1 protein-coding gene and 1 pseudogene are annotated in these 1,541 nt (G+C 66.1%); both read left to right on the top strand.

Annotated features, from left to right (window positions below):
* Window positions 1-131: 131 nt before the first annotated feature.
* Entirely contained in the window at window positions 132-1,121 is a 990-nt protein-coding gene (locus EN893_RS33360) for an MDR family oxidoreductase (RefSeq protein ID WP_127269342.1), read from the top strand.
* A gap of 138 nt (window positions 1,122-1,259) precedes the next feature.
* Window positions 1,260-1,541, top strand: a pseudogene (locus tag EN893_RS33365) (hybrid sensor histidine kinase/response regulator); the annotation flags it as partial.

Below are 1,541 nucleotides of genomic sequence, written 5' to 3' on the forward strand. Positions count from 1 at the left end.
GCGCGGCACTGGTCGTCTTCGACGAGCTGTTCGGCTGGGGACGCGAACCCAAAGCCAGACCTTCCAAGGATTGACCCCGTGCGGCCATCGCCGCACAGTTCATGTCGCCAAACAAGATCGCGGAGAAAGACATGTCCGAAACCTTCAAAGCCATCCTCGTTTCGCGTGACGCCGAGAAAAAGCAGTCGGTCAACGTAACCGATCTCACCGAGGCCGACCTGATGGAAGGCGATGTCACCGTCGCGATCGAGGCAACGACGGTGAACTACAAGGATGGCCTGGCGATCACGGGCAAGGCGCCGGTGATCCGCCACTGGCCGCTGGTGCCGGGCATCGATTTCGCCGGCACCGTCGTCTCGTCCTCGCATCCCGACTGGCGCACCGGAGACAAGGTCATTCTGAACGGCTGGGGCGTCGGCGAAACCCATTTCGGCGCCTATGCTGGCCGCGCCCGCGTCAAGGGCGACTGGCTGGTGCCGCTGCCGCAAGGCATCAGCCCGCATGACGCGATGGCCGTCGGCACCGCAGGCTATACCGCCATGCTCTGCGTCATGGCCCTGGAGCGGCACGGCATCCTGCCTGATCGCGGCCCGGTGGTGGTGACGGGGGCGGCCGGCGGCGTCGGCTCGGTCGCGGTCTCGATCCTGTCCAGCCTCGGCTACCATGTCATTGCTTCCACCGGCCGCAATGCCGAAAGCCCCTTTCTGATCGACCTTGGCGCCGCCGAAGTGATATCGCGCGAGGAGCTTGCCCAGCCGGCCAAGCCGCTGGCCAAGGAGCGCTGGGCCGGCGGCATCGACGCAGTCGGCAGCCACACGCTGGCCAATGTGCTGTCGATGACCTCCTACGGCGGCGCGGTCGCCGCCTGCGGCCTGGCCGGCGGCATGGACCTGCCGGCCAGCGTCGCGCCCTTCATCCTGCGCGGCGTCTCATTGCTCGGCATCGATTCAGTGATGGCGCCTAAAGCAGTCCGCCTCGAGGCATGGCGCCGCATCGCCACCGACCTCGATCTGCAGAAGCTCGCCAGCCTGTCCAGCACCATCGGGTTCGACGGCATCGTCGATGCCGCGCACGACATCGTCGACGGCAAGATCCGCGGCCGCGTCGTCGTGGATATGTGACTCCGCCCAACTGCCGGAAGGGATGGAATCGCCAGATCTGGCGGCAAACCCGCCGCGCCTCGGCAAAAAGCGCTCATCCGCTAAAATTCGAACGATCCGCCGCAATTTTCCATAATCTCTGTCTGGCAAGGATTTCGCATGATCGCGGAATCCGGCAGCCAACAGGCGGACACTGGCGACGACGTCGATGCGGTGCTCCCGCCGGCGTCGACGCGGCGCTTCGTCGCCGCGCCGCCGCTGGTGCCCGAGCCGGAATTCTCCAGGCGCGAAAGCCTGCCCTTTCTGACATTCGTCGCCATCGTGTTGGTGGCCGGGCTGGCGCATCTGACCGGGGCACCGATCTTCATCAGCGTCGCATTGCTGGCAACCGGCCTTGCCGGCCTTGCCCTGCATTTGCGCGCCAGGCGGAGCGAACATCGC

This window comes from Mesorhizobium sp. M7A.F.Ca.CA.004.04.2.1 (genome assembly GCF_004022825.1).
Lineage (GTDB): Bacteria > Pseudomonadota > Alphaproteobacteria > Rhizobiales > Rhizobiaceae > Mesorhizobium.

What these genes read in the sequence shown, in the direction of transcription:
- EN893_RS33360 (WP_127269342.1), top strand. Translation starts at nt 132, where the DNA reads ATGTCCGAAACCTTCAAAGCCATCCTCGTTTCGCGTGACGCCGAGAAA.